We start from the raw sequence: 24,300 nt of genomic DNA on the forward strand, positions 1-24,300 counted from the left end.
AATGCGAAACGCCGCCGCCCAACAACGGACGACGGCGTAAAACGCACGCGTAAAAGCGATTAACGCTTGGAGTACTGCGGTGCGCGACGGGCCTTGTGCAGGCCTGCCTTCTTGCGCTCCACGGCACGGGCGTCACGGGTGAGCAGGCCAGCCTTCTTCAGGGTGGTGCGCTCAGCCGGGTTGTAGACGTTCAGTGCGCGGGCGATAGCCAGGCGCAGAGCACCGGACTGGCCGGTCGGGCCGCCACCGGAGATGTTGGCCTTGATGTCGAACTGGCCCTCGCGCTCGAGCAGGGTCAGCGGGGTGAGGATGTCCTGCTGGTGCAGCTTGTTCGGGAAGTAGTCCTCGAACTCGCGGCCGTTGACGGTGATCTTGCCCTCGCCCTCGACGACGGTCACGCGGGCGATGGCACGCTTACGGCGGCCAACGGTCTGGATCGGACCCTCGTGCAGCGGAGCGGCCTCAACGGTCTCCTCGGTTGCCTCAGCCTCGGGGGCGATGGCGTCGCCGATGGTGTAGTTGAACTCCTCGGTCGCGGCGGTTGCGGCGTCGACGTCGGTGTCCAGGGACTCAGCGGTGTTTTCGAAGTTGTTCGGCTCGGTCATTACTGTGCCACCTGCTTAAACTCGTAGGTTTCCGGCTGCTGGCCAGCGTACGGGTGCTCGGCACCGACGAAGACGTGCAGCTTCTTGATGGACTGACGGGAAAGCTTGTTGTGCGGCATCATGCCCTTGACAGCTTCCTCGATCACGCGATCCGGACGCTCGTCCAGCGCGCGGCCCAGGGTCATGGACTTCAGACCACCCGGGTAGCCGGAGTGGCGGTAACGCATCTCGCGCTCGCGCTTGTTGGAGGAGATGTGGATCTTGTCGGCGTTGATCACGATGACGTGGTCGCCGGTGTCGACGTTCGGTGCGTACTGCGGCTTGTGCTTACCGCGCAGGATGTCTGCGACGGTGGAAGCGAGCTTGCCCAGCACCACGTCGGTTGCGTCGATGACGTACCACTTGCGGGTGATGTCACCGCTCTTCGGGTGGTAAGTAGACATGCATGACTCCTTAAAGTCTGTCTAGATGGCTGCCGGCCAAAACTTCGTCTGCCCCTTTGCGCTTGACGGCGGCCGGTGGAGACCCGAAAAGCGCATCCGGCGGGACACACAGGGATAACACCCTACGGCACACCTGCCTGAAAACAAAAAAGTGCCGCCGCAGGTGATTCCCCCATCACCTGCGGCGGCACGTCCCCCGTATCCCCCGAGTGGTTGCGCCGCGAGCCGCTCAAAAGCCGTGCCCGTCCCCCGATGAAAACGGCCCCTTGCACGGCCAGCGACGCAAGTCTTGTTGTGTTCTAGCCCCAGCTGTTCGCGGCTGCGTTGTTGACGGCGAGCATGGTGGTGTTGCCGTCTTCCACGGTGTTGGCGATCTGGTTGAGGATCTGGTTCAGATCCTGCGCCGCCTGGTCCCACTTGGCCTGGTGCGCCTGGTAGGCCGCGGCTGCGGTGCCTTCCCAGGTCTGCGCCATGGGCTGGAGCATCTGCTTGAGTTCGGCCAGGTCGCCGTTAATGCGGGAGGCGGAGGCGCGCATGTCCTCTGCAGCGCCGGCGATCTGCGCGAAATCGTACTTGATCTGCATTGTTTCCCCTTTACAGTGCGAGTCCGCCGGCGATCTGGCGGAGGCTGTCGGTGTTGGTGGCGTCGGTGGTTTCGTAGTTCTTGGCGTTGTCGCGGATGTTCACGGCGATTGCGCTCAGCGCTTCGGATAACCGCTTTTGAGCGTCGTCGTAGCGCAGCATGAGCTCGTCGAAGCTGCGCTGTGCGTTGCCCACCCAGTAGCCGCGGGTGGCTTCGGCGACTTGCTGCACGCGGTCGATTTCGCGGTTGACGTCGGCGTTGGTGTCGTCGGTGCGGTCTGCAGCGGCGCGCATGACCTCGGCTTCGGTTGCGAACTGCTCCATGTTTTCTTTCCCCCTCGTTGTGTGTTGGGACGGACAACTTCTGTGCTGTCCGTATATCTGACTGACGTTTGGCCCAATCGGTTCCATCGTTTCCAAAACTTTTTTATGGCCCCACGTCAGCCCCCTTATATTCAGCCGATTCCATGGCCATGCGGCAGGTGGCGCGTTGCACGACGGTGGGTTCGGCGCGCGTGTGGCAGCCCACGAACAGCTGCACCGTCCCGTTGGGCCAGGTTTTCCACAGCGATTGCGAGCCGTCGCCGGCGCGCTCCAGGTAGGTCACGGAGATGCCGTCTGTGTCGACGAGTTCGACCTCCGGGTCGGTTTCGATGTCGGCGAGGAGTTGGTCGGCCATCGTGCGCGCTGGCAGCTGGTAGAGGTGCTCGACGGCGATCTGCAGACGGAAATTGGGGTCGCTTCCTGTGGCGCGCCACATGTCGTCGTCGGCTTCGAGGGTGAAGCCTGCGGGGAGTTGGACGGTTAAGCCGTCGCGCTCAATGCTTATCGACGTCTGCTCCGCCCGTTCCTCCTCCTGCACAGGAGACGTCACTGGTGCTGATTGCGTCTCCGGCGGCTGTGACGGTAGCGGTTCCTCCTCTCCCGACGATTTCCCGCTAGTCAGACCCCAAATCACTGCGGCGCAGGCGAGGGCGACTGCGGCGACGACGGCGGCGATGATCCACACGCCGGAGCGCGATTCCTGTTCGGGCGGCGGTGGTCGGTGGAAGGGTTCCGGGGTGTCGTCGGGTGTGGGCGCGACGGGTTGGAGGGGCTCGGTGGTCAGCTCGATGTCGTAGTCGGAAAGTGCGTGTGTGAGCTCGCTGAGGCGTTGTGGGTCGGCTGCGATGTGCACCGGCGCGCCGTGCGGGTCGGGGCCGAGCACGCTGCGGACGGTGCCGGCGATTTCGCGGCTGGTGGGCGCGTCGAAGCGGTGGATGTTGGCTGCACCGGTGATCACGGTGGATGCGTCGGTGGCGGTGATGCGCAGCTCGGTCATGGTGCCTCCGGGAGTTGGACTGTGCCGCGCGCTTCGCCGTGGATCCAGGTGGCGCGGCCGGGTTGTTGCGGGCTGGGTCGCACGCCGAAGATGGCGCCTTCGTCGCGGGTGCCGTCCATGAGCAGCACGTCGGGCTGCAGGTCCTTCAGCGCGGTCAAAAACGGCCCGAACAGGGCGCGCGAGACGCCGCCGAATTTGCGGGCGGCCACGACGTGCAGGCCGATGTCGCGCGCGTGCGGCAGCAGTTCCGCGATCGGCCGGAGCGGGTCTTCGCCGACGAGTTCGTAGTCGTCGATGATCAGGTACAGCTCGGGCCCGCTCCACCAGGACCGCTCGCGCAGCTGCTCCGGGGTCACCTCGGCGCCCGGCAGGCGCGACTGCAGCGTGACAGCGAGCGATTTGGCGGCCTGCGTGATCGCGCTGGTGGATGCGGCGTACGCGGCGACCATGTCCTCGTCGGCGCGGCCGAGGTGTGCGCGCTTCGGGTCGAGCACCACCATCCGGGCGGCTTCGCGGCCCATGTGCTCCACCGCTGCGATTGTGCTGGCGATGAAGGTGGATTTCCCGCAGCCGCCAGCGCCGACGACGAGGATGTGCCCGGAGGAGTACACGGGTTCGAGGGCAGGCCCGCCGATGCCGAGGGGGATCCTTTGGCCGTCGAGAAGCGAGTGCGTATCGACGGCATCCGGCAGCACCCGCAACCTCTCCACCGGCGCCTGGTCGGCGGTGGCAGCGAGGTGGGCGATGTCCTCGCCGCTGGTGAAGACGAGCTGGACGGTTTTGCCGTCCGGGGTCAGGCCGCGACCGGGCGTGGCGGGCAGCTTCTCTTGGTGTTTGCGGTTGATCAACGAGTCCATCGGTTCGGTCAGCCGCAGCTCGACGCGGGTGCCGATGAGGTCGCGCACGTTCGGGCGGATCGCGCTCCAGCGCTGGGTGGTCACCACGAGGTGGATGCCGGCGTCGGGGCCTTCGGAGGCGATGCGGGCGAGCGGTTCGCGCAGGTCCTCGTCGAGGGCGTGCCAGCCGTCTACAACCAGCATGACAGGCCGCGGGTGGTCGAGGAACCCGGTGACTTCGTCGACGATGCGGCGGGTGCGCTCGGCATCTTTCATGCTGGCCACGCCGGCGACATGCGGCAGCGCCTCGAGCTCCGGTACATCGCCGATGACGTAGACGGCCAACCCTGCGCGCATGTGCGTGGCCACGATGCTTCGCACCGCCATCGTTTTGCCCGTCTGCGGCCCGCCCGCGATGGCGACGTGCCCGCCGGCGGTATCCAGGTCTAGGTGGAAGGGGGTCTGGCGTTGCTTGAAGGGTTCGTCGATAAGCCCGAGCGCCCCGTGCGCCTGCGACAGCGGGATGCGTTCCGGCAGCGGCGGCAGCCACACCTGGTGCGCGTGCATGCCGCGGGCATCGGCGACCTCGCGGGCCTTGGCCACCACCGCATCCAGCAGCGTGGTGGAGCGGTCCTCCTCAACGTAGGCGGTGGGCGTCAGTTCGATCTCGTCGCCGGTGAACAGCCGCACGTGCTGCTCGCTGGGGTGCTCCACCACCGTGCGCGTCAGCGGGCCGGAAACGTATGCGGCGCGGAAACGGGTCAGCTCCATGCCGGCTTTGAGGTAGCCGGACCCGGGCTCGCCGGGCAGCTCGTAGGCGTCCGGCACGCCGAGGACTTGGCGGGACTCGCCGGCGGAGAACGTCTTCAGGCCGATGCGGTAGGACAGGTGCGAATCCAGCCCGCGCAACTTGCCCTCCTCCAGCCGCTGCGAGGCGAGCAAAAGGTGCACGCCCAGCGAACGGCCGAGCCTGCCCACCGCCACGAACAGGTCCGCAAAATGCGGGTGCTGGGTGAGCAGCTCGGTGAACTCGTCAACCACGATGACCAGCGACGGCAGCGTGTTGCCCGCCTTGGTGTAGTCCGTGATGTTGGCGAAGTTGCCCGCTTTGCGCAGCAGCTCCTGACGGCGGTGCATCTCGCCGGAGATCGCATCAAACATGCGCTCCACCAGCACCGCTTCGTCCTCCAAGTTGGTGATCACCGCGGCGGTGTGCGGCAGCGACTCGCAGCCCAAAAACGTCGCGCCGCCTTTGAAGTCCACGAGTACGAAGTTCAACTCGTCCGGCGAGTGCGTCGCCGCCAGCGCCACTACCAGGGTCCGCAGCAGCTCCGACTTGCCGGAGCCCGTCGCCCCGATGCACAGCCCGTGCGGGCCCATCCCGCCAAGCGCCGCCTCTTTCAAATCCAGGTACACCGGCGCGCCGTCGGGAGTCGCGCCGATGGGCACGGTCAGCTTGTTGCGCACCCCCGGCCACATCGTGTGCGCATCCAGCGCATCGACGTCCGGCACACCCAGCATGTACAGAAAATCCCCGCCAGCTTCCACCGCGCCGTCGGGGCGGCGGTAGAAGCCTAGATGCCTAGCGACGAACTCCGCCTCCGCATCCGTGAACCCATCCGGCACGCCCAGCTGCTCCACCCCCTGCGCCGTGACCGCCTCCAGCACGTCGGTGCAGACCAGGTGGAACGCGTCCGGGTCGGCGAAAAACTCCGGGTCGTCGTGGATCGTCACCACCAGGTCGGAGTCGGTGGGTGCGGGAGAGGCGTGGCCGTCGATAAGCGAGATGCGAAACGCACCCTCGGAGCGCGCGTGCGGCAGCCACTTCGCCCACGCAAAGGGCGCGTCGATGCGGACCTTTTCCGGGCCGTAGAAAAACGCCAGCTGGCACACGATCGAGCGCGCCACATCGGCTGCCGCAGGCCCGGCGAGCGTGATCGCGTCGAACGCGTCGAGCTGGACCAGCATCGGCATGCCCGGCACCGTGCTCACCGCCGCGACGGCGCGGCGCAGGCTCACCGCGCACACCGGGTCCAAATCCTCGGGGCTGCCGGGGTCGTCCACGTCCACCGGGGTGCACAGCGCGCCCGCACCCGTGCCCAGCCGCACCGTCGGGGCGCCTCCACGCTCCCAGATGCGCTCCACCGGCACCGCGGCCACCAGCTCGCCCGGCGCGGGGTGCAGCGCGGTGGCGTGCGTGCGCTGCGTCGCGGCGTTCGCGCGAGCCTTCTTCGCCAGTGCGTCCAGGTGGCGCAAGTACACGCGGCGGGTCTCGTCGATGTCGCCTTGCTTTTCCTGCGGGTTGAACATGCCGACGAGCCCGAAGAGCATCATCAGCGGAAAGATCAGCATCATGGGGCTCACCGCGCGCCCGGAGGTGGCCATGAGCACCATCACCGCACCGACTGCCACCACCATCACCACCGGCAGCAGAATTTTTATCACCGGCGGCGACTGCGGCTTTTGCGCCGCGGGCACGGGCTCGGCGCGCAAGGTGCCGGTCGGCGGCGGCGCGGCGTCTATCGCGGCGTCTGGTGCGCCGGTTGTTGGTGCGAGCACTTGGTCGTAGTCGAGGCCAAGCATCGTGGATTTCCCCCCTTGTGTTTTCCCACAGTTCCCCCGAACTGTGGACGCGCTGTGGATTGTAGGCCATACTGTGTCCCGTCGCGCGGCGAATGGGGGCCGCGCCTGATATTTCGGGGGTTTGAAAGTTGGTTGCAACGTCTGCGCACCACATCGTGCGCGTTACTGTCCGCATTTCGGTTGTCGCGTTCCACCGCGACATCGACGTCACGCTGCCGACGTCGTCGACGCTGGCGGAGGTGCTGCCGGAGCTCGCGCGCCTGGTGGAGCTGCCGGAGGTGCACCGCCCGTGGCAAGCCACCACCGCGGGCGGAGTAGTGCTGGATATGCACACGCCGCTGTACGCGCTCAAGCTTCACGACGGCGCCACCGTTTCCCTCCACCCCCAAGAGCCCACGCCCCCGCCGGTGGTGCGCGACGCGGCCGATGCCCTGGCGGGGGCAGCCGAGTCGGCGCGGCAAATTCGCGGACTGGACGCGGCGGCGACGTTCGCCGGTCTGACGGCGGTGCTCCTGCTTGCACGGGTGTTTGAGCCGTGGCCGGTCGCGTTGGGTGCGGTGGCGCTGTTGGCGTTGGCGGTGGCGTCGATTGGCAGGTCGCGCTCGGCGTTTGCTGCCGTGCCGCTGCTGGCGGGGCTCGCCGCGGGCGCGTGGGTTGCCGGTGGCGGCGATGCCTCCTCGCTTGGGCTCGGGGCGCTGGCGGCGCTGCTCACGGCGGCAGTGGCCGTCGGCATCGGCGTCGCGCTGGGGTTGGCCGGGGCGGCGCAGGTGGCGTTCACGGCCGCGGTCTGCGTGCTCGGCGGCGCCGGGGTGGCCGGCGTGTGGCTGCCGGGCCCGCTCGCCCCGCCCGCGCTGGCGGTGCTGACGGGGGTGCTCGGGGTGGTGGCCACGCCCGGCGCGGCCACCCGCGCGGCAGGGCTGACGGTGCCGCGGGTGCCCACCGCCGGGGAGGAGTTCAACCGTTCCGACGACTACCAACACGACGTGGACGCCCGCAGCGCCGCAGCCTCCACCATCGCCTCCGCCATCTCGGCGGCGATCGCCGCGTGCTGCGTGCCGGCGCTTTGGTGGCTGGGCCGGGCCGGCGGGGCGTGGACGTTCGCGTTCTGCCTGGGTGTGGCGGCGGCGCTGGTGGTCTACGCCTCGCGCCAGCACTGGGCTGTGCCGAGGGCCTGCCTGACCGCGGTGGCCCTTTCCGCTGTCATCGCCGCCGCGGCCGCCGCCGCAAAGACCGGGCACCCGGCGTGCATCGTCGTCGCCGCGCTCGCTGCCATCGCTGCCGCGGCGACGGTCGCGTGGGCGCCGCGCGTGCCGGATGTGGAGCCGACCACCATCGTGTGGTTCGAGCGCGCCGAGATCGCCGCCACCATCGCCGTGATCCCGCTGGCGGTGCACTTGACCGGGCTGTTCGGCCTGATCCGGGGGCTTTAAGATGCGCAAACTCACCGTCATCGCCCTACTCGCGCTGAGCCTCACACCGGTGCCTGCTTCCGCCCAGGATGTGGCGTGCGCGGTGCCGGCGCTCGTCGACAAGCCTGCTGCTTCCCCCGCAACCGAAAGCCTGCGGGAGTTCGCCACCGGCGCCGGGGTGCGTGTTGCGGTGATCGACACCGGGGTCGCGCCGCACCCCGAGATCGCCCACTTGCGCGGCGGCCGCGACTTCGTTGCCGCGGACGCGCTACACGACTGCGACAACCACGGCACCGCCGTCGCCGGGGTGATCGCCGGGCGCACCCTCGGCATCGCCCCGGACGCGGAGATCATCTCGGTCCGGCAGACCTCGGCGCACTACCGCGACGTTGACGCCGGCAACCTACAAACGCTCACCGACGCAATCCACAACGCCCTCGACGAAGGCGCGAGTGTGCTCAACATTTCCGTCGTGTCCTGCCTGGACCCCGGGTTCGCGGCGCGCATCGACACTTCCGGCATCACTGGCGCCCTCCACCGCGCCGAGGCGCAAGGCGCGGTGGTCGTTGCCGCTGCCGGCAACGCAGGGCCCGACTGCGAACCCGGCTTCGAGGTCTTCCCCGCCCGCTTCCCCACCGTGCTCGCGGTGGCCGCACGCGCCGACGATCACACCATCGCCGACTACTCCCTGCCCGCCGCGCTGTCTGCGCCGGGGCACGTGCCGGCCGCGCTCGCACCGGGCGGGTGGGCAGAGGGCACGCTGATCAAAGACGGCGTGCGCCCGTACGCCGGCACGAGTTTCGCCACCCCAGTGGTCAGTGGCACCGTGGCGCTTCTGCAGTCGCGCTACCCCGGGATTACTCCGGAGCATGTGCGCTCGCTTATCCGCGCCTCCGCTCAACCCGGCGGCGGCGCGATCGATCCGCTTGCCGCGCTGACCCAACTGACGCCGCACGAGCTGGCGGACCGCCCGACGGCGCAGGTGCGCGCCGTCGATAAGCAGCCCAACGCGGCCGTGGGCAGGCTCGGACTGCTCGCCGGGGCGGTACTCGCCATGGCGGCCCTGGTGGTCGCGCTGCGCGCCGGCCGACGGTAATACGAACCTAATAGGTCGCCTGAACCGCCGAGTCGCGCGTAAGCTCCGCGCCCTCCGGCAGCAAAGCGACGATCTCCCACGGCACGTCCTCCACGTGCGCCGCGCCCACCGTCGCCAGGGTTTCCGCATCAGGTGCTCGGTGGCGCAGCCCGTTGGCGGAGACCACGTGGAACCCGTGGCCCGAATCCACCCCGACCGAACCGCCGTGAAGCCCCGCGAAGTGCGTGGCAACGGACGTGCCGGAAAGGGCAATGCCTTCCGGCGCCTCGGCCACGGTTGCCCCGCCGCGCCCCTGGTCCACGCACGCCAGGTGCGGCTCGATCCACCGCGGCCGCTCCGCCGGCAGGCGCAGCTCCTCCTCCGCGTCAGGGTAAGCGGCCAGGGACTCGCGGGCGGCGACGGCGGCCTTCGCGCCGGCGTCCAGCAGCATGGTGCGCTGGGTGCCGGTGATCGGCTGGATGCGTCCGTCTACAAGCGCCCAGGATGTATCGTCCGCGTCGATGATCTGCGGCAGCGGATCCGGCAGCGCCGCCGGCGGCAGCTCCTGCAACGCCGAGATGACCTGCGTCGGCGGCGTCCACCGAGGCGTGTCCGGGGTGATTCCCAGCGCCCGGCGTATCACGCGGCCCTGCGGGGTGTTCGCCTCCGGCAGCAAGCGCCGCCCCTGGGCGGTGACGACCCACTCGCGGGTGGCATCGGCGGCGAGGACGGCGGCGTCGATAGGCAATGGCTCCGGAGCCTCACCCGCAACCACCGTAATCGTGTCCGCGCCGCACACCGACCAGCTGGCCAAAGGCGTGCCTTCGGGCGCGAACATGCCGGGTGCCGCGACGATGCCCACCGGCACACCGCGCGGCAACTCGGCGAGCTTCTCGTCGCCGATGCGCGCCGGCTCAGCAGCCTGGCCGGCGATCAGCCGCGCCGACGCCAAGTTCGTCACCGGGTGCGCCGCCTCGCCCACCCGCACGTACAACGTGCCGTCTGCGGCGCGCATAATCGGCGCATCCCCCGGATCCGCGTTCGGCCGCATCCACGCAAACAGCCCCATCACGCCCGCGATCATCACCACCGCCGCGGTGCCGAAAATGGTCGCCCGCCGCCGCGCAGCCAGCGGATCGTGGATCATGCGGATATCGCCGAAGATCAGGCCGTGCTCCATGCGGCGGCGCATGAACTTATGCCCCGACACCTGGGCACGCGTGGTTGGCAAAAGCTTCGCCATGACAATTCCCCTCCCCCGAGAAAACACCTGGCGTAAAGCTTACTGCGCAGTACCCACCTCCGCGAGCGCAAACAGCTCGTCGGAGCCGTTTTCCTGCCCGTTAGCGACCATCTCCTCCAGCTCCGCCTCGCTGAACTGGCTGTTCACCGCGAAGATCGCCGTGGAGCCCTTGCGGTACACGGGTGTGACGCCGTTGGAGACCCAGAAGTCGCGCAGCATCTCGTACGGCGGGTACTGGTAGTGCCAGAACGCGCCGGGGCTGAGCAAGAAGAACTTCACGTTCAAGTTCTCCACCGTCTCGTCGACGAGGTTGTGCTCGCCTTCGCCGATGAAGTCTGCGTTCCAGTACATGATGTCGCCGTTGGTGCCGCGGCCGCCGTTGGGCCACAGGTAGTGGCGGTTCAACGTGGGCACGCCGTTGTAGGCGTACATCCAGGAGTAGCCGTCGGCCGGGTCGCCTGCGGTCAGGCCTTCCCAGGCGGCGGGTTGGGTGGCCAGCCAGTCGAAGGCTTCGAGGTCGTCGGCGTTAACCATGCGGTCGGTGACGCGGGCAGCGGCGTAGGTTTGCTCGGCGCCGTGGTCGGTGTGCTGGCGGATCATCGGGATCGCGGCGGAGGCCACGATGCAGGCGACGACAATGCTCGCGGTTGCGCTGATGCGTTCGCCTTTCGCATACCGCTTAGCGACGGGCGCCGCCGTGACCACGCGAATCCCCGCCGCCACCGCAATGGCGGCCGAGGCCGTGACAGCCATGACCACCGGCATGATCAGACGGTGTCCGGTGCTGTAGTGCAGGTTGCCCACGTAGTCGAGCAAGCGGCCCAAGGTGTTGCCGAACGGCACTAGGGCGTTGGCGGTAATGGCCAGGGACGCCGCGTAGAACAGCACCGGCCAGATCTGGCGGCGCCACAGCAGACACACCACGGCGCCTGCGGCGGCGAGCCAGAGCAGCACGGTGGAGTCGTATGCCGGGAAGAACTGCAACACGTGGCGCGTTTCCATGCGCGCGGCTGTGCCCCACGCCCCGCCGACGCCCAGGGTTTCCTCGGGCCGCCAGGAGGCCACCTCGCCCGCTTGGGCGGAGCCAGCGAGCACCTGCGGAACGAACATGACAACGCCGGCAATGGCGGGCAGTGCGATCCACAGCGTATCCGTCAGCCGCGAGCGCTCGGGGCGAATCAGGGTGGAGGTCAGCCAGTAGAAGCCCACGGCGAGCACCACGATGGTGACTGCGGACGGGTGCACGCACAGCACCGCCACGAAGGCGAGCGCCGTGGGCAGGGCGCTGGCGCGCCGGCGCGGCACGGTGACAAGCAGCCACGTCACGGTGCCGGTGAGCGCCACGGCGAACAGGTAGGGCCACATACCCACGTAATCCGGGATCCAGAACAGCTGCGGGGCGGCATACGCCATGATCGCGGCGAGCGCCGCGGCGATCTGCGCCGTGACCCCGGTAGAGCGCAAAAACGCGAACACCAGGCACGCGAGTGTGGCCGGCAGCGCGAGCGCGGGCAGCACGGCGGAGGCGATGTTCAGCGCCGGGATGGGGTCCAGGCCCGCCGTTTCGCCGAACAGGGCAATGCCTGCGTGGTAGGCGGACGGGTAGAACAGCTTCAGCTGCGATTCCACGTTTTGCAGCTCGCCCATGCGGGTGGCCGAGGCGATGCCGTCGTCCATGATGAAGCGCACCAGGTTCGCGTGCCACTGCACGTCCCACCCCTGGACGATGTTGAAAACACCGTTGGGCATGCGCTCGAGCCAGCGCAGCCTGTCCGACGCCGCCATGAACGCCCCCACGCCGACGCCAGCGGCGGGCAGCACCCAGTACGGATCGGCGATGCTGCCTTTGCGCACGTCACCAGGGAACAGCGCCCGGCGCCAGCTCACTGCCCCGCCGCGGCGCGCGCGGCGCACGAACATGAACCGCCACGCAGCGGCCGCCAACAGCGCCACAACCATGCTCACGCCGAACGTCCACAGGTTGTACGGCGCGCTGGTCAGCCCCCAGAACCAGGAGGTCACGCCGAACAGGCCGAAGGTCACCGGCAGCGCAGCCGCGCCGGCGGCCGGGGCTTTCATGCCGGCGACCCAGGAGAACACGAAGCCGGGGAGGGTGAAAAACACCACGGCGAACCACGCGGCTGCGACTGTGGTCATGGTGGTCATGGCACCTCCCAGTTCTGATGTAACCCAAGCATGCTACATCTCGCGGGTTGCTCTGGTCGCTTCGGCTCGCGCCGCCAGGTCACTATCTGCCGGGTATTCCACGCCCACCAATGTCAGGCCACGGGCGGGGGCGAGGAGGACGTCGGGCGAGCGGGCGTCGAGAAGCAAAAGCTCCTCCGGCCACTGGGGCGCGCGCCTGCCTTCGCCGACGGTGAGGCAGGTGGCCACGAGTGCGCGGACCATGTTCCAGCAGAACGCGTCGGCGGTGATGCGTGCTTCATAAAGGTGCGGCTCGACCTCGCGCCAGGTGAAGCTATGCACCTCGCGGATGGTGGTGCCGTGCTCCTTCGGGCGGCAGAAGGCGGCGAAGTTGTTCAGGCCGACCAGGGCGTCGGCGCAGGCTTGCACCGCGCCCAAGTCCACGGGTTTCGGCCACACGGCGGTGTCTCGCGCGCGGGTGGGCACGGCACCTGCGGGGTGGGTGGTCACCCGGTAGACGTAGGTGCGGGCAAGCGCGGAAAAGCGCGCGTCGAAGCCCTCGGGGGCACGGGCGACGCCGAACACGCGGACGTCTTCAGGAAGCAATTTTGCTAATCGACGCACCAGCCGCCCCGGATCCCCGTCAATCGAGCGCTGGTTGAGCGACTCCGCCGGAATGTCCGTGTGCGCGACCTGCCCGGCGGCGTGCACGCCCGCGTCGGTGCGGCCGGCGACGGTGAGCGCCACGTCAGTTCGCAAGACGAGCGAGAGCGCGTCCTCAATGGTCTGCTGGACGGTGCGCAGGTCCCCCTTTTGACGGGCCCAGCCGTGGAAGTCGGTGCCGTCGTAGGCGATGTCCAGGCGCAGGCGCAGCGTGTTGTCCATGGTGAGGCATTGTATCGCCGGAAATGGTGCGCACAGCAAAGCGCCCGGGGGCACTGACGTTGCAGTACCTCCCGGGCGCTCGGCGCAAAAGGGGGTGCGTAGCTTGCGGCTACTTCTCCTCTGCGGTCTCCTCGGCCGGAGCCTCGGTGGTCTCCTCAGCCGGAGCCTCCTCAGCCTTGGCCTCCTCGGCCTGGCGGGAAGCGGCGGCGCGTGCTGCGCGGGTTGCCTCGGAAGACACGGTCTCCTCGAGCACCAGAGAGATCTGGGTCATCGCAGCGTTGTCGCCGGCACGGTTCTCCAGCTTGATGGAGCGGGTGTAGCCGCCATCGCGGTTGGCGAACTTCGGTGCGAGCTCGTTGAACAGGTAAGCAACAACTTCCTTGTTCGACAGCTCAGCGGCCACGGCGCGGCGGTCAGCCACGGTGCCCTTCTTCGCCTTGGTGATCAGCTTCTCGGCGTACGGACGCAGCATACGTGCCTTCGCGTCCGTCGTCTTGATTGCGCCGTGCTCGAACAGGGCCAGGGCCAGGTTGGACAGAATGTGCTTCTGGTGGCCGGCCGAGCCTCCGAGACGGGCGCCCTTCTTCGGGGTAGGCATTTTCGTACTCCTCGTGTGCGGTTAGTTGAGCGCGTGCTCTGTGGTGTTACTCGGTCTCGTCCGCGCTGGTGTCGACGTAGTCGCCAGTCTCGGCGTCGTAGCCTTCGATCTGGGTCGGGTCGAAATCTTCCGGAGCGTCCTTGAGGGTCAGGCCCAGGTTGGCGAGCTTGATCTTGACCTCGTTGATGGACTTCTGGCCGAAGTTGCGGATATCCAGCAGGTCAGACTCGGTGCACTCTGCGAGCTCACCGACGGTGTGGATGTCCTGGCGCTTCAGGCAGTTGTAGGAGCGAACGGAGAAGTTCAGGTCCTCGATCGGCGTGGAGTACGCGGCGATGTACTCGGTCTCCTGCGCCGACGGGCCGATCTCGATGCCCTCGGCCGCGGTGTTCAGCTCGCGCGCCAGGCCGAAGAGCTCCACCAGGGTGGAACCGGCCGACGCGAGGGCGTCGCGTGCGGTCATGGAGTTTTTGGTCTCCACGTCGATGATCAGCTTGTCAAAGTCGGTGCGCTGCTCAACACGGGTCGCCTCAACCTTGTAAGCGACGCGGGTGACCGGCGAGTAGATCTGGTCGACCGGGATGCGGCCGGCCTCACCGCCGGAGTTGGGCATAGCCGGGACGTAGCCGCGGCCGCGCTCGACGACAAGCTCCATCTCGAGGCGAGCCTGCTCATTCAGCGACGCGATGTGCAGATCCGGGTTGTGGATCTCCACACCAGCCGGCGGCTCGATGTCGCCTGCGGTGACGTCGCCAGGGCCTTCAACAGCAAGCTGCATGACAACCGGCTCGTCAGAGTCGGAGGACAGCACGATGTCCTTGATGTTGAGGATGATCTCAGAGACGTTTTCCTTCACGCCGGTGATCGTGGTGAACTCGTGGAGCACACCGTCGATCTTGATGGAGGTCACGGCCGCGCCCGGGATGGACGACAGCAGCGTGCGGCGCAGAGAGTTGCCCAGGGTGTAACCGAAACCAGGCTCGAGCGGCTCGATGATGAACTTCGAGCGGTTGGTGTCGATGTACTCCTCGGTCAGTTCAGGACGCTGAGAGATGAGCATGAACTTCTCCTTTGTCGGCTCCCGCTATTTGAAGCCGGTAGGAACGGATATTTGGAAGATTCCGAGCACCGGCCGAACACGTCGGCAGTGCGCGGGGTGAAGCAAACGAAAGTTTACTTCGAGTAGAGCTCGACGATGAGCTGCTCCTGCAGCGGCACCTCGATCTGGGCGCGCTCGGGCAGCTGGTGCACGAGAATGCGCAGGGTGTCCGGAACGACCTGCAGCCACGCCGGAACGACGGCGTCGAGCAGGGCATCCTGGGCCTCTTCGAACCACAGCATGCTGCGGGACTTGTCGCGGACATCGATGATGTCGTACTGCGTCACCGCGAAGGACGGCACGTTGATGTGCTTGCCGTTGACGGTGAAGTGGCCGTGGGAGACCAGCTGACGTGCCTGACGGCGGGTCTTAGCCAGACCAGCGCGGTAGATCACGTTGTCCAGGCGGGACTCCAGCAGGATCAACAGGTTGTCGCCGGTCTTGCCCGGGCGACGGTTCGCCTCTTCGTAGTAGCGGCGGAACTGCTTCTCCATCACGCCGTAGGTGAAGCGAGCCTTCTGCTTCTCCTGCAGCTGGAGCAGGTACTCGGACTCCTTGATGCGGGCGCGGCCAGCCTGCCCCGGAGGGTACGGGCGACGCTCGAAGGACATGTCGCCGCCGACGAGGTCGACGCGGAGGCGACGGGACTTACGGGTAGCAGGGCCGGTGTAACGAGCCATGTCTCTTTACCTCTTTCCTTTCAGCCTTAAACGCGACGACGCTTCGGCGGACGGCAGCCGTTGAACGGCTGCGGCGTCACGTCGGAGATCGAAGACACCTCCAGGCCGGCGGCCTGGAGAGAACGGATTGCGGTCTCGCGGCCGGAGCCCGGACCCTTGACAAAGACGTCGACCTTCTTCATGCCGTGGTCCATTGCCTTGCGGGCAGCGTTCTCGGCAGCCATCTGTGCGGCGAACGGCGTGGACTTACGGGAGCCCTTGAAGCCGACGTGGCCGGAAGATGCCCAGGAGATCACGTTGCCCTGCGGGTCCGTGATGGACACGATGGTGTTGTTGAAGGTGGACTTGATGTATGCGTGGCCTGCGGCCACGTTCTTCTTGACGGCGCGGCGTCCGCGACGCGCGCCGGAACGAGTCTGAGCAGCCATAGGTTACTTCTTCTTTCCTGCGATGGTCTTCTTCGGGCCCTTGCGGGTGCGCGCGTTGGTCTTGGTGCGCTGGCCGCGGACAGGCAGGCCACGACGGTGGCGCATGCCCTGGTAGGAGCCGATTTCAATCTTGCGGCGGATATCTGCCTGCACCTCGCGGCGCAGATCGCCCTCTACGGTGTAGGAGGACTCGATCGCGTCGCGCAGAGCAGCGAGCTGATCGTCGGACAGATTGTCCGTGCGCAGGTCCGGAGAAATACCGGTCTTCTCGAGCAGTTCCTTGGCTCGGGTTGCACCGATGCCGTAAATGTAGGTAAGTGCGATCTCCATGCGCTTGTTGCGCGGGAGATCAACACCAGCTAGACGTGCCATGAGGTACGTGCCTTTCGGGTTGTTACGGTGGTTTTCTCCCCACCCGTCCACGCCAAACAACGCTTTGTCCGGGCCGTGCCGGAGAGTGGGTTGAGATTACGCGCGGCTCCAGCCACCGTGGCCAGAGGTGCACGATCCGCCGTGGGGCGGATCTGGGTGAGAAGGCTTGAAATGCTTACTTGTAGCGGTAAGTGATACGCCCGCGGTCCAGGTCGTAGGGGGAAAGTTCCACCACGACGCGGTCCTCCGGGAGGATGCGGATGTAGTGCTGGCGCATCTTGCCACTGATGTGGGCGAGAACTTCGTGCCCGTTGTCCAGTTCGACTCGGAACATCGCGTTCTTCAGGGGCTCGATAATGCGGCCCTCAACCTCGATTGCGCCTTCTTTCGCCATACACTCCACTTCCTACGCCGCCTGAAAGTGCAGGCAGCAGACGTATTTACCGGTTACATGCGGTGCTCGTGCAGGTATGCACAAACACCGCTGGACTACATTAGCCTTTTACCTGCGAAAACGCAAAAAGCCCCAGCGATAGCCGGGGCTTGAAGCGGGCGCGTGTTAGAACACGTAGACCTTGTCGCCGATCTGCAGGTCGTTGAAGTAGCGCTCCGCGTCACCGCGGTACATGCGCACGCAACCGTTGGACAGGTAGTTCGGGTCGCCCTGGTGGAAAGCGATGCCGTTGTAGGTGAAGTACGTCGCGTACGGCATCGGCGCGTTGCCGAACTCCCAGGAGATCTCGTCTTTGACCTTGCGGTTGACGTAGAACGTGCCGCGCGGGGTCTCCTGCCCCGGCTTGCCCGGGCCGATCAGGCCGGACTGGTAGTACATGACGCCGTTGTTCTGCAGCCAGGAGCGGCGGCCGTCGATGTCGACGCAGACCTTCGCGTCAGCCGGGCACGGACCGTAGTTGAAGTCCCCGCGCGGGTTCTGCTGCGGTGCCGGTTCCTGGGCAGGAGCCGGTGCCGGCTCAGGCTTCGGGGCGGGAGCCGGTTTCGGCTTCGGCTTCGGAGTCTTCTCCGCGATCAGGCCCGGGAAGAACGTCTCGAGGATCTCGTCGATACGCTTTTTCGCCTTCGCCGGCAGCTCCGGGTTGATGGCGGCCAGGCCGTCAGCCTGCTGGCGCAGGCCGTTGCGGATGTTCCACGCGGTTTCGCGCGCGGACTTGTCCAGGTTGCCAAAGGACGAGGTTGCCTGGTTGGACAACGAGTCCAGGCTGGACATGGCCACCGGGTTCTGCGCGGGCGCAGCCTGTGCGTTCACCGGGGCTGCCAGGGAGGCAACAACACCGAGACCGGCGGCGAAGGTGGTTGCGCGCCGCTTCAGCGGCGACTGCTTTGCGTGGCGGGGACGGTAAGACATGGCGGAAGTATAACCTCCCTGCCAACAAACGCACTACAACGCGCCAGAAATTTACACGCGGGGCGTAAGAATTCTCGGGCCCGCGGCGGTCGCCGCGACGGTGTGCTCCCAGTGGGCCGCGGGCGAGCGGTCCACAGACACCACGGTCCATTCGTCCTCGAGTACCTCGGTGTCTACTTCCCCGCCGAGGATCAGCATCGGCTCAATGGCCAGCACAGATCCTTCCTGGATGACGGGGCCGCGGTTCGGCTTGCCCTCGTTGGCCAGGTACGGATCCTCGTGCATCGTGCGACCGATGCCGTGCCCGCCATAGCCGTCGACGATGCCCAGCTCCACCCCGAAGCGCTCCTCGGCGGCGTAGGTGGCCAGCTCGAGCGCATGTGAAACGTCGGTGAGCTTGTTGCCCGGCACCATCGCCTTGAGCCCTTCCGCGAGTACCCACTCGGTGGCGCGGTTGAGCGCGTCCACCTCGGGCGCCAGCTCGCCGACACCGAAGGACCACGCGCTGTCGCCCACCCAGCCATCGAAGGTGGCACCGCAGTCGATAGAGACCAGGTCGCCTTCTTCGAGCACAATGCTTGACGACGGTATCCCGTGCACGACCACCTCATTCACCGACGCACAGATGGAGCCGGTAAAGCCCTGGTAGCCCAAAAACGTCGGGATCGCGCCGTGGTCGCGGATCACCGTCTCGGCCACCTTGTCGAGATCGAGCGTGCTTACGCCCGGCTTGGCGGCGGCACGGACCTCCTGCAGGGCGATGCCGACGATACGCCCGGCGGCCTCCATGGCGTCGAGCTCAGCCGGCGTCTTGGCCGCGATCTTGCGTTTTCTGAAAACCATTGCGTTGTGGTCCTTTGGTTCGTCGATAGGCAAAAATGCGAAAGGCCGGTGCGAACACACCGGCCTTCGATTTAACGGGCTACTTACCCAGCGCTTCCATGGCGCGCTGGTTGATCTCGTCCACGTCGCCGACAGCGTCGATGGAGATGATCTGGTCGCCGTAGTGCTGGATCAGCGGGGCGGTCTCGTCGCGGTAGACGCCGAGGCGGGTGCGGATGGTCTCCTCGTTGTCGTCTGCACGCCCGCGGGCGAGCATGCGCTCGACCACCACGTCCTCGTCGACCACGAAGTTGAGCACGCCGTCGAGCTTCTCGCCCTTCTTGCCAAGCAGCTCGGTGAGGATCTCGGCCTGCTCCACGGTGCGCGGGAAGCCGTCCAGCAGGAAGCCGTCCTTCGCATCATCCTGGTTCAGGCGGTCTTCGACCATGCGCGCGGTGACGTCGGTAGGCACGAGCTTGCCGGCGTCAATGTAGCTTTTTGCTTCAACGCCGAGCGGGGTGCCCTCGCCGATGTTGGCGCGGAAAAGATCGCCCGTGGAGATGTGCGGCACACCGAGCTTCTCGGAGAGGATCGCGGCTTGGGTGCCCTTGCCGGCACCGGGAGGGCCAAGGAGAACGAGACGCATTATCGCAGAAGTCCTTCGTAGTTGGATTGCAGGAGCTGGGATTCAATTTGCTTGACCGTGGTCAGGGCCACGGAAACCATAATGAGGATCGCGGTGCCGCCGAACGCACTCATGCCCATCTGGCCGGAGCCGGTGATACCGGCGTCCATGGCCAGGTTCGGCAGGACGGCGATCACAGCAAGGTAGATGGCGCCGACGAACAGCAGTCGGTTCATCACAAACGCCAGGTACTCCGCGGTCGGGCGGCCCGGGCGGATGCCGGGGATGAAGCCGCCGTACTTCTTCATGTTCTCCGCCTGGTCCACCGGGTCGTACTGGATGGAGACGTAGAAGTAGGAGAAGAAGATGATCAGCACCACGTAGGTGAGGATGTACTGCCAGGAACCCGGGTTCTGCAGCCACGCCATCACGTGGTTCATCCACCAGTTGTCCGGCGGGGTCTGGTTGTTCATGGTGACGATCTGGGTGATCAGCACCGGCACGTACATCAGCGAGGACGCAAAGATCACCGGGATCACGCCGGCCTGGTTGACCTTCAGCGGCAAGTAGGTCGAGGACCCGCCGTACTGGCGGCGGCCCACCATACGCTTGGCGTACTGCACCGGGATGCGGCGCTGGCCCTGCTCGATGAACACGATGCCGACCACGAGCGCGATCAGGGCGAGCACCACCAGAGTCAGGGTGACAGCGCCGGACTGCTGGAGGATGAACGCACCCTCGGACGGGATCTGGGTAGCGATACCCGCGAAGATGAGCAGGGACATGCCGTTGCCCACGCCCTTTTCAGTGATGATCTCACCGAGCCACATGATCAGCACCGCACCGGAGGTCATGACGATGATCATCATCAGAAGCGTCCAGATGTTGCGGTCCTCTACCAGCACCGGCATGCCCTGGCCGAGTAGCTGCTCGCGGTCCGCCAGCGCAACGATGCCGGCGGACTGCAGCAGCGCCAGCGCCACCGTGAGGTAGCGGGTGTACTGCGTCATCTTCGCCTGGCCGGACTGGCCTTCCTTCTTCAGCTCCTCGAACTTCGGGATCACCACGGTGAGCAGCTGCACGATAATCGACGCCGTAATGTACGGCATGATGCCGATGGCGAAGATGGAAAGCTGCAGCAGCGCGCCGCCGGAGAACAGGCCGATGATGGAGAACATCGTCGCCTGGTCGCCCTGGGAGATTTCCTCGAGACGGGAGTTGATCAGCGCGTAATCCACGCCCGGAGTGGGGATCTGGGCGCCGACGCGGTACAGAAACATCAGCGCAAGGGTGATCAGGATCTTCTTGCGTAGATCCGGATCCTTGAACGCCTGAGCAATAGCGGACACAAAGCCTCCTGGCCCCCGCCGCGCCACGGACGGGAGGTAGTGGACATTCGACTCCTCGCCCTGGTTTCACGGCACGCGAAAACCGGCGGGGCGGTCTTTTGACCCCACTACACTAACAGCACCCGTTGGAAAGTTGATATTTCAGGTTGGGTTCGGGCGCGCCTCCCAGTCTCCTCCCAGGCGTCCCCGCTGACGTATCGCGGCCGAATCCGTCAGGCGGGCCCTATCGGCCCAGGTCGGCGCAAACGGCCGCCGTAATGTGTCAGGAATCTGCCGGGCCCGGCCCCCACTCAAATTGATTCACCCGCCGGTGAACAGATCCGTTCGTCGATTTCTCCGACCTGGGCGAAATGAACACATTGCCCACCCGACTAGGTATTTGTTCACCCAGACCGACCGCGCGAGTGAACAAATCCCCCACGCTCCCCCGACATTCCGCCGGCGGAATCTGTCAGCGCACCCCATCACCAACGCCCCCAAACAACGCGAAACCCCCGTCCCGGGCGCTGGGCCCGGGGCGGGGGTGACGTCGAAAAGCTAGATGCTTTTAGTTAGCACGCTTGGAGAACTCAACGACGTTGGCGGAGCCGCCAGCAGCCTTGATCTTCTCCTCAGCGGACTTGGAGAACTTGTTCGCGGTGACGTTGAGCGCGACGTTGATGTCGCCCTCTGCCAGCACCTTCACCGGCTGCTTCGGGCGAACGAGGCCCTTGGCAACGATGTCGGCGATGGCGATGTCGCCACCCTGCGGGAAGGCCTCGGCCAGATCCGCGACGTTGACCACCTGGTACTCGACGCGGTTCGGGTTCTTGAAGCCCTTCAGCTTCGGCAGACGCATGTGCAGCGGCATCTGGCCACCCTCGAAAGCAGCGGAAACCTGCTTACGAGCCTTGGTGCCCTTGGTGCCGCGGCCGGCGGTCTTGCCCTTGGAGGCCTCACCGCGACCAACGCGGGTCTTGGCCTTGTTTGCGCCCTCTGCCGGGCGCAGATCATGGAGCTTGATGATGTCAGCCATGTTGTATCTACTCCCCTGCAACTTCTTCAACGGTGACGAGGTGGCGCACCTTGAGGATCTGGCCGCGGGTAGCAGCGTTGTCCTTCTTCACGACGGACTGGCCGATCTTGCGCAGGCCGAGAGCCTCGAGGTTCTTACGGGTAACCGGCTTCTCGCCGATCTTGCCGTGGTGCAACGTAATCTTCAGTGCCATGGTGCTTAGGCCTCCTGTCCTGCGCGTGCGCGCAGCATACGAGCCGGTGCAACTTCCTCGACGGACTTGCCACGCTTGGCAGCCACCTCTTCGGGGCGGACAAGCTGCTTCAGGCCAGCGACGGTTGCCTGGACCACGTTCAGGGCGTTGTCCGAGCCAAGGGACTTGGCCAGGATGTCCTGAATACCAGCGCACTCGAGCACCGGACGGACAGCGCCGCCGGCGATCACACCGGTACCCGGAGCAGCCGGGCGGAGCATGACGATGCCTGCGGCCTCTTCTGCCTGAACCGGGTGCGGAATGGTGCCGCCGATCATCGGGACGCGGAAGAAGTTCTTGCGAGCTTCCTCTGCACCCTTCTGGATTGCGGCGGGGACTTCCTTTGCCTTGCCGTAGCCGACGCCGACCATGCCCTCACCGTCGCCGACGACGACGAGTGCGGTGAAGGACATGTTGCGGCCGCCCTTGACGGTCTTGGCAACACGGTTGATGGTGATGACGCGCTCGATGTACTTATCGCGCTCGTCGTTGTGGTTGTTGCGACGGTCGTCGCGGCGGCCGCGGCCACCACGGTTGCCGCGGTCGTTGCGGTCGTTCTTGTTCTGGTTGTCGGCGGAGCGCCCGCCGTCACGCCGTTCACGTTCGGCCATTACGCGATCCTTCCGTTGATGGTGATGTTTGCGGTGATCATTAGAACTTCAGACCACCTTCACGAGCTGCTTCGGCCAGGGCCGCGACGCGGCCGTGGTACTTGTAGCCACCGCGGTCGAAGACGATTGCTTCGATGCCTGCAGCCTTGGCGCGCTCAGCGACGAGCTGGCCAACCTTGGCAGCCTTTTCCTTCTTGTCGCCCTCCAGGTTGCGCACGTCCGGCTCGATGGACGACGCGGACACCAGGGTGTGGCCTGCGAGGTCGTCGATGACCTGGACGTGGATGTGACGCGAGGAGCGGTGCACAACGAGACGCGGGGTCTCCGGGGTGCCGCGCAGCGTCTTGCGGATGCGGTTGTGGCGACGTGCGCGAGCCTCGCGGCGGCGGGACGAGATGTCCTTGCCAACCGGGGTGCGCTTGGTGTTCTCTGCAGTATTGCTCATGATTACTTACCCGTCTTTCCGACCTTGCGGCGGACCTGCTCGCCGGCGTAGCGGATGCCCTTCCCCTTGTACGGGTCATCCTTACGCAGACGACGGATGTTTGCCGCAATCTGGCCAACCTGCTGCTTATCGGAACCTTCGATGGCCAACTTGGTGTTGCCGTCGACGGAGAACGTGACGCCTTCCGGCGCCTCGATCAGGATCGGGTGCGAGTAGCCGAGGGAGAACTCGAGGTCCTTGCCCTTCTGCTGCACGCGGTAGCCGACGCCGAAGATCTCCATGTTGATCTTGTAGCCCTCAGTCACACCCACGACCATGTTGTTGATCAGGGAGCGGGTCAGGCCGTGAAGCGAACGGTTGTCACGGTGGTCGTCCGGACGGGACACCAGGATCTGGTTGTCCTCGACGGAAGCGGTGATCGGTTCCGGCATATCCAGGTCCTTGGTGCCCTTCGGGCCCTTGACCTCGACGTGCTGGCCGTCGATCTTCACCTCGACGTTGTTCGGGATTGCGATGGGTGCATTACCTACACGAGACATAAGTCTTTCAACCTCCCCTTTACCAGACGTAAGCGAGGACTTCCCCGCCTACACCCTTCTCTTGAGCCTGGCGGTCGGTGAGCAGGCCGTGGGACGTGGAGATGATTGCCACGCCCAGGCCACCGAGCACCTGAGGCAGGTCGTTGGACTTCGCGTACACGCGCAGGCCCGGCTTGGACACGCGGCGCAGACCAGCGATAGAAGGCTCGCGGGTCGGGCCGTACTTGAGGTTGAGCGTCAGCGACTTGGCGACCTTCTCTTCCTCAACTTTGTAGTCTTCGATGTAGCCTTCCTGCTTCAAGATCTCGGCGATGTTCACCTTGATCTTGGACGAAGGCATAGACACGGTGTCGTGCTGCGCAGTTGCTGCGTTGCGCACGCGCGACAGCATGTCCGCGATCGGATCAGTCATGGTCATTGTGGTGACCGTTACCTTTCTCGTTGCGGTTCCCATCCACCGGGTGACCTGCCGCGCGTGAGCGCTTGAGGTCGCGTTTTCCGCATGGTCTGTCGGGGGCTACTCACGCTGCCCACACTCAATAGCGTGGGCCGCTCGCCGCCTCCCTTGCACGCGGTCCGCATCTTGGCGGGGGGCCTGCAACAAAGTTGGATGTTCAAATGTACTTCGGCTTGCGCACGCCGAATCCTCGGCGCGCAAGTCCGAGGGGGTAACTTACCGCTTTCCTGCGCCAATGAGCAAATCGCTTATCGACGAACTCCGCCACCCCACCGATCCCCGGCCGCCCACGCGACCCCATAGACCAAATCCCTATGGAATCTGCTCTTGCTCATCTCGTAGGATCGCTGGCCACCACGCGCGAGGAGCGCGAAGCACTGTACGTGTGGTTCCACCAGCATCCCGAGCTGTCACTGCAGGAGCTGCAGACATCCTCGAAAATCCGCTCGCGGCTGGACGCGCCGCAGCCCACGCTCGACCGTGCGGCTGAGGCCATGATCGTGGCCGCGGCCGCGTGGCTGTTGAATAGCGCGTAGCC

28 protein-coding genes are annotated in these 24,300 nt (G+C 66.1%); 3 read left to right on the forward strand and 25 right to left on the reverse strand.

Translation table 11 applies throughout. The features are described 5' to 3' along the window. Positions 1-59: 59 nt before the first annotated feature. The 6 genes from rpsI to eccCb form a co-directional block, all read right to left on the reverse strand. Positions 60-605 carry a 30S ribosomal protein S9 gene (rpsI, locus tag NUW87_RS02375; protein WP_239217659.1) on the reverse strand — a complete coding sequence of 182 codons (546 nt, stop codon included), beginning with the start codon at positions 603-605 and terminating at the stop codon, positions 60-62. Beyond that, entirely contained in the window at positions 605-1,048 is a 444-nt protein-coding gene (rplM, locus tag NUW87_RS02380; RefSeq protein WP_034997310.1) for a 50S ribosomal protein L13, read from the reverse strand. Before rplM ends, rpsI begins: the two co-directional genes overlap by 1 nt. Before the next feature lie 299 nt (positions 1,049-1,347). Then, entirely contained in the window at positions 1,348-1,632 is a 285-nt protein-coding gene (locus tag NUW87_RS02385; protein WP_034997309.1) for a WXG100 family type VII secretion target, read from the reverse strand. Positions 1,633-1,642: 10 nt separating this feature from the next. Further along, positions 1,643-1,954 (reverse strand): WXG100 family type VII secretion target, encoded by a 312-nt coding sequence (locus NUW87_RS02390; RefSeq protein WP_239217657.1) that lies wholly within the window; start codon positions 1,952-1,954, stop codon positions 1,643-1,645. 103 nt (positions 1,955-2,057) lie between these two features. Next, positions 2,058-2,951: a type VII secretion-associated protein gene (locus tag NUW87_RS02395; RefSeq protein WP_269027097.1), complete on the reverse strand. Its 894-nt coding sequence runs from the start codon at positions 2,949-2,951 to the stop codon at positions 2,058-2,060. Beyond that, positions 2,948-6,370 carry a type VII secretion protein EccCb gene (eccCb, locus tag NUW87_RS02400; RefSeq protein ID WP_269027098.1) on the reverse strand — a complete coding sequence of 1,141 codons (3,423 nt, stop codon included), beginning with the start codon at positions 6,368-6,370 and terminating at the stop codon, positions 2,948-2,950. The genes NUW87_RS02395 and eccCb overlap by 4 nt, the downstream gene beginning before the upstream one ends. A gap of 128 nt (positions 6,371-6,498) precedes the next feature. Between eccCb and eccD the strand changes: the two genes are divergently transcribed. Both eccD and NUW87_RS02410 read left to right on the forward strand, forming a co-directional pair. After that, positions 6,499-7,800, forward strand: coding sequence for a type VII secretion integral membrane protein EccD (eccD, locus tag NUW87_RS02405; RefSeq protein ID WP_269027099.1), 1,302 nt, complete (start codon positions 6,499-6,501; stop codon positions 7,798-7,800). A 1-nt stretch (position 7,801) separates the two neighbouring features. Next, the gene (locus tag NUW87_RS02410; RefSeq protein ID WP_239217653.1) at positions 7,802-8,875 is read left to right on the forward strand and encodes a S8 family serine peptidase; all 1,074 of its coding nucleotides are present in this window, start codon (positions 7,802-7,804) and stop codon (positions 8,873-8,875) included. A gap of 7 nt (positions 8,876-8,882) precedes the next feature. On the opposite strand, the gene eccB is transcribed toward NUW87_RS02410, so the two are convergent. From eccB to rpsH, 19 genes are all read right to left on the reverse strand, one after another. Continuing rightward, positions 8,883-10,097, reverse strand: coding sequence for a type VII secretion protein EccB (gene eccB, locus NUW87_RS02415; RefSeq protein ID WP_269027100.1), 1,215 nt, complete (start codon positions 10,095-10,097; stop codon positions 8,883-8,885). A 39-nt stretch (positions 10,098-10,136) separates the two neighbouring features. After that, positions 10,137-12,254 (reverse strand): DUF6541 family protein, encoded by a 2,118-nt coding sequence (locus tag NUW87_RS02420; RefSeq protein ID WP_269027101.1) that lies wholly within the window; start codon positions 12,252-12,254, stop codon positions 10,137-10,139. A 42-nt stretch (positions 12,255-12,296) separates the two neighbouring features. Next, entirely contained in the window at positions 12,297-13,127 is an 831-nt protein-coding gene (truA, locus tag NUW87_RS02425; protein WP_269027102.1) for a tRNA pseudouridine(38-40) synthase TruA, read from the reverse strand. 109 nt (positions 13,128-13,236) lie between these two features. Continuing rightward, the gene (gene rplQ / locus NUW87_RS02430) at positions 13,237-13,725 is read right to left on the reverse strand and encodes a 50S ribosomal protein L17 (RefSeq protein ID WP_269027103.1); all 489 of its coding nucleotides are present in this window, start codon (positions 13,723-13,725) and stop codon (positions 13,237-13,239) included. Between the two features lie 46 nt (positions 13,726-13,771). Next, on the reverse strand, positions 13,772-14,785 hold the full coding sequence (locus NUW87_RS02435) for a DNA-directed RNA polymerase subunit alpha (RefSeq protein ID WP_239217647.1): 1,014 nt from the start codon (positions 14,783-14,785) through the stop codon (positions 13,772-13,774). Between the two features lie 113 nt (positions 14,786-14,898). Next, entirely contained in the window at positions 14,899-15,504 is a 606-nt protein-coding gene (gene rpsD, locus NUW87_RS02440) for a 30S ribosomal protein S4 (RefSeq protein ID WP_034997297.1), read from the reverse strand. 26 nt (positions 15,505-15,530) lie between these two features. Continuing rightward, positions 15,531-15,932, reverse strand: a complete 402-nt coding sequence (gene rpsK, locus NUW87_RS02445; RefSeq protein WP_063937554.1) for a 30S ribosomal protein S11 — start codon at positions 15,930-15,932, stop codon at positions 15,531-15,533. A 3-nt stretch (positions 15,933-15,935) separates the two neighbouring features. Next, the gene (rpsM, locus tag NUW87_RS02450) at positions 15,936-16,304 is read right to left on the reverse strand and encodes a 30S ribosomal protein S13 (RefSeq protein ID WP_034997293.1); all 369 of its coding nucleotides are present in this window, start codon (positions 16,302-16,304) and stop codon (positions 15,936-15,938) included. Positions 16,305-16,479: 175 nt separating this feature from the next. Continuing rightward, positions 16,480-16,698, reverse strand: a complete 219-nt coding sequence (infA, locus tag NUW87_RS02455) for a translation initiation factor IF-1 (protein ID WP_042405263.1) — start codon at positions 16,696-16,698, stop codon at positions 16,480-16,482. A gap of 165 nt (positions 16,699-16,863) precedes the next feature. After that, a complete protein-coding gene (locus tag NUW87_RS02460; RefSeq protein WP_269027104.1) occupies positions 16,864-17,667 on the reverse strand; it encodes a L,D-transpeptidase in 804 nt (267 codons plus the stop codon). 51 nt (positions 17,668-17,718) lie between these two features. Beyond that, entirely contained in the window at positions 17,719-18,510 is a 792-nt protein-coding gene (gene map, locus NUW87_RS02465) for a type I methionyl aminopeptidase (RefSeq protein ID WP_269027105.1), read from the reverse strand. 79 nt (positions 18,511-18,589) lie between these two features. Continuing rightward, a complete protein-coding gene (locus NUW87_RS02470) occupies positions 18,590-19,135 on the reverse strand; it encodes an adenylate kinase (protein WP_239217643.1) in 546 nt (181 codons plus the stop codon). Next, positions 19,135-20,463, reverse strand: coding sequence for a preprotein translocase subunit SecY (secY, locus tag NUW87_RS02475; protein WP_239217642.1), 1,329 nt, complete (start codon positions 20,461-20,463; stop codon positions 19,135-19,137). Before secY ends, NUW87_RS02470 begins: the two co-directional genes overlap by 1 nt. A 547-nt stretch (positions 20,464-21,010) precedes the next feature. Beyond that, complete coding sequence (gene rplO / locus NUW87_RS02480; protein ID WP_239217641.1) at positions 21,011-21,478, reverse strand: 50S ribosomal protein L15; 468 nt, start codon at positions 21,476-21,478, stop codon at positions 21,011-21,013. A 7-nt stretch (positions 21,479-21,485) separates the two neighbouring features. After that, entirely contained in the window at positions 21,486-21,671 is a 186-nt protein-coding gene (gene rpmD, locus NUW87_RS02485; protein ID WP_034997282.1) for a 50S ribosomal protein L30, read from the reverse strand. 5 nt (positions 21,672-21,676) lie between these two features. Further along, the gene (gene rpsE, locus NUW87_RS02490) at positions 21,677-22,321 is read right to left on the reverse strand and encodes a 30S ribosomal protein S5 (RefSeq protein WP_239217640.1); all 645 of its coding nucleotides are present in this window, start codon (positions 22,319-22,321) and stop codon (positions 21,677-21,679) included. A gap of 40 nt (positions 22,322-22,361) precedes the next feature. Next, entirely contained in the window at positions 22,362-22,766 is a 405-nt protein-coding gene (gene rplR, locus NUW87_RS02495) for a 50S ribosomal protein L18 (protein ID WP_181889819.1), read from the reverse strand. A 2-nt stretch (positions 22,767-22,768) separates the two neighbouring features. Further along, complete coding sequence (gene rplF / locus NUW87_RS02500; RefSeq protein ID WP_239217639.1) at positions 22,769-23,305, reverse strand: 50S ribosomal protein L6; 537 nt, start codon at positions 23,303-23,305, stop codon at positions 22,769-22,771. Positions 23,306-23,324: 19 nt separating this feature from the next. After that, a complete protein-coding gene (rpsH, locus tag NUW87_RS02505) occupies positions 23,325-23,723 on the reverse strand; it encodes a 30S ribosomal protein S8 (protein ID WP_034997275.1) in 399 nt (132 codons plus the stop codon). Between the two features lie 353 nt (positions 23,724-24,076). Here rpsH and NUW87_RS02510 point away from each other — a divergent pair, with 353 nt between their 5' ends. Continuing rightward, complete coding sequence (locus NUW87_RS02510; RefSeq protein ID WP_269027106.1) at positions 24,077-24,298, forward strand: hypothetical protein; 222 nt, start codon at positions 24,077-24,079, stop codon at positions 24,296-24,298. Positions 24,299-24,300 lie beyond the last annotated feature (2 nt).

The sequence above is a fragment of the Corynebacterium pilbarense genome, from assembly GCF_026930265.1.
In the GTDB taxonomy this organism is placed as follows: domain Bacteria; phylum Actinomycetota; class Actinomycetes; order Mycobacteriales; family Mycobacteriaceae; genus Corynebacterium; species Corynebacterium pilbarense.